Below are 2628 nucleotides of genomic sequence, written 5' to 3'. Positions count from 1 at the left end.
CGGAGAAGCTCAAGGATCTGCTGGCGGGAACACGCTACGAAGATGGAATGCCGGTAACGGACGACCCACCGGAGGAGCAACGGGACGCCGCCTGATCCAAGGCACCCTCAGCTGGCATACACCAGATTTGACAATAGCTCGTCGGAACAAGCACTGGGGCCTAGGCACCCAAACGTAGCGGCCATCCTCAATAGTCTGGGCAACCTCTATGAGGCCCAGGGCCGCTATACCGAGGCCGAGCCGCTGCAAAAGCGAGCCTTGGCGCTACGGGAGGAAACCCTTGGACCCAAGCATCCCGATGTGGCGATGAGTCTCAGTAACATGGCTAGACATGATGTTTTGACCTGCCCGTCCTCAACGCCCGTGGGTTATGTTGAGGACGGACATCCATCGACACAGAGCCACCTTGAGGAGGGCAGGTCATGCAAGAGTTTAACGCAGCGACAGATCGCATGGAGACGGCTTCGGCGCTGGCGGCAGTGCGCGCGGTCGGCGAGGCGAAGGAGCATGCGGCCTACATTGGCCTGGACGTTCACAAAGAGACGATCGCGGTCGCCGTGGCCGAACCGGGGCGTGATGAGCCGATCTATCGCGGGGAGATCGCCAACACGCCGAAGAAGGTCGAGAAGCTGATTGCCAAGCTCAGCGACGCCTATGACGGTGGGTTGCTGCTGTTCTGCTACGAAGCCGGCCCCTGTGGTTATGGGCTGTATCGCCAGCTCATCGCCAGCGGTCATGACTGCGAGGTGGTGGCGCCCTCAAAGATCCCGAAGGCGCCAGGCGATCGCATAAAGACCGACCGACGCGATGCGCTGAAGTTGGCGCGCCTGCTGCGCAGCGGTGATCTCACCGCAGTGTGGGTGCCCGACCGCGAGCAGGAGCGCATGCGCGATCTCAGCCGCGCGCGCGATGATCTCAAGTCCCAGGAGCGCAAGGCGCGCCAGCAGCTCAATGCCTTCCTGCTGCGCCACGGGCATCATTGGCCTAAGGGCAAGACCCGCTGGACGCCCGCGCATGAGAATTGGCTGGCGGAACTGAAGATGGACGACCCCTGGGAGCAGGTCGTTTTGCAGACCTACATTGATGCCGAGCGTGCCGCAGGGGAGCGGGTTGCCCAGCTCACCGATCAGCTCATGCGGGCGCTGCCCGAGTGGTCGCTGGCCCCAGTGGTTGATTCCCTGGTGGCACTGCGCGGCATCGACAAGCTTGCCGCCATCGTGCTGCTGGCCGAACTCGGCGACCTCAGCCGCTTCGACTCGCCCAAGCAACTGATGGCCTTCCTCGGGCTGGTGCCGAGCGAGCACTCCTCCGGCGGGCGCCGACGCCAAGGGGCCATCACGCTCACTGGCAACAGCCATGCCCGGCGCATGTTGGTCGAATCAGCCTGGAGCTACCGCTTCCCGGCACGCCAGACCAAGCATCTCAAGGCCAAGGCGAGCAACGCTTCGGCGGAGGCGAAACGCATTGCCTGGAAGGCGCAGGTGCGCCTGTGCGGGCGCTATCGCACCATGACACGCGCCGGCAAGAACACCAAGCTGGTGTGCGTGGCCATCGCCCGTGAACTCGCCGGCTTCCTCTGGGACATCGCACGCCGGGAGATGCCGCAGCCGCTCCAGCGCGGCGCCTGAGTGCTTGGCCCCGAGGTGAGCGGACCATGAACCCCGATTGATTCGACCATAGAGAACCCAACAGACACCTTGACTCAGGGCATCCGCGGCCGGTGTGGAGAACCCTTGTTCGGGCTATACCGGTGGTGCACGGGAGAATCCCTCTATGGGCATCCCGCGCGTCGATCCCTGCTCCTAGAGAAAGGCCAGCTCCGCGACGCAGTGAAGTCAGGTGGTACCCAATCCACGTATATCAGCATGATCCACCGTCGCAGTCTGCAGCCGGGTGCCCTGAGCCAAGGTGTTTGCATCAATGCCACCGTCGACCTGTGGATATGTGGACGAGTCCGCATCCCTGCGGACCGGCCCGAGCTAAAGCCGTGTGGACAACCCATGGACCGCGCCGAAGCCTCGGCGCAGACTGCCAGCACCGTGCAGGCGCGGCCCACAGGTTGACCACACTCTCGGGCCTCTCGCCCACATACCCACAGGCCCAGCAACAAGCTGTTTCAAAGAAAGAAGAGGGAGGTCAACGAAAGTCAGTGCCAAAGTTGACAGGTCAAAACATATCAGCCTCTATATGCGCCAGGGCCGCTATGCCGAGGCCGAATCGTTGAACAAGCGGGCCTTGGAAATACGTCAAGAAATCTTGGGACCCGAGCATCTCGAGGTGGGAACGAGTCTCAACAACCTAGCCCTGCTCTATCGGCGTCAAGGCCGCTATTCCGAGGCCGAATCGTTCAACAAGCGGGCCTTGGAAATACTGCAAGAAGCCTTGGGACCCGAGCATGCCGAGGTGGCAACTACCCTCAACAACCTCGCTAGCCTCTATGAGTCGCAGAGTCGTTACCCGGAAGCCGAACCGTTGTACAAGAGGTCTCTGGAACTTTGGGAGCAAGCCCTGGGACCCGAGCATCCTCATGTGGGAGCAGGCATCAACAACCTAAACCCCACCTAGGCCGGAATGCGTAATTTCTCCTCCTCTGGATCGAGTGTCGTTCTCGTCCACAGGCGGTCGGCG

Annotated in this window: 3 protein-coding genes; all 3 read left to right on the top strand. The window is 62.1% G+C overall.

Annotated elements, in window-relative coordinates; all coding sequences use genetic code 11:
* Positions 1-111: 111 nt before the first annotated feature.
* The 3 genes from G3480_RS28780 (at position 112) to G3480_RS26050 (ending at position 2565) form a co-directional block, all read left to right on the top strand.
* Complete coding sequence (locus G3480_RS28780; protein WP_338114232.1) at positions 112-633, top strand: tetratricopeptide repeat protein; 522 nt, start codon at positions 112-114, stop codon at positions 631-633.
* Positions 519-1628: an IS110 family RNA-guided transposase gene (locus G3480_RS26055; protein WP_338114231.1), complete on the top strand. Its 1110-nt coding sequence runs from the start codon at positions 519-521 to the stop codon at positions 1626-1628. The genes G3480_RS28780 and G3480_RS26055 overlap by 115 nt, the downstream gene beginning before the upstream one ends.
* Before the next feature lie 559 nt (positions 1629-2187).
* Positions 2188-2565 (top strand): tetratricopeptide repeat-containing protein, encoded by a 378-nt coding sequence (locus G3480_RS26050; protein ID WP_164657113.1) that lies wholly within the window; start codon positions 2188-2190, stop codon positions 2563-2565.
* Positions 2566-2628: the final 63 nt, after the last annotated feature.

Origin of the sequence: Thiorhodococcus mannitoliphagus (assembly GCF_010915725.1) — a bacterium.
Classification (GTDB): Bacteria; Pseudomonadota; Gammaproteobacteria; order Chromatiales; family Chromatiaceae; genus Thiorhodococcus; species Thiorhodococcus mannitoliphagus.
Note: the sequence above shows the minus strand (reverse complement) of the source record. Positions and strands in the feature narration are given on the sequence as shown.

Bases quoted from the DNA above. Each gene is read 5' to 3' on its own strand.
- G3480_RS26050 (WP_164657113.1), top strand. From the start codon at position 2,188: ATGCGCCAGGGCCGCTATGCCGAGGCCGAATCGTTGAACAAGCGGGCC.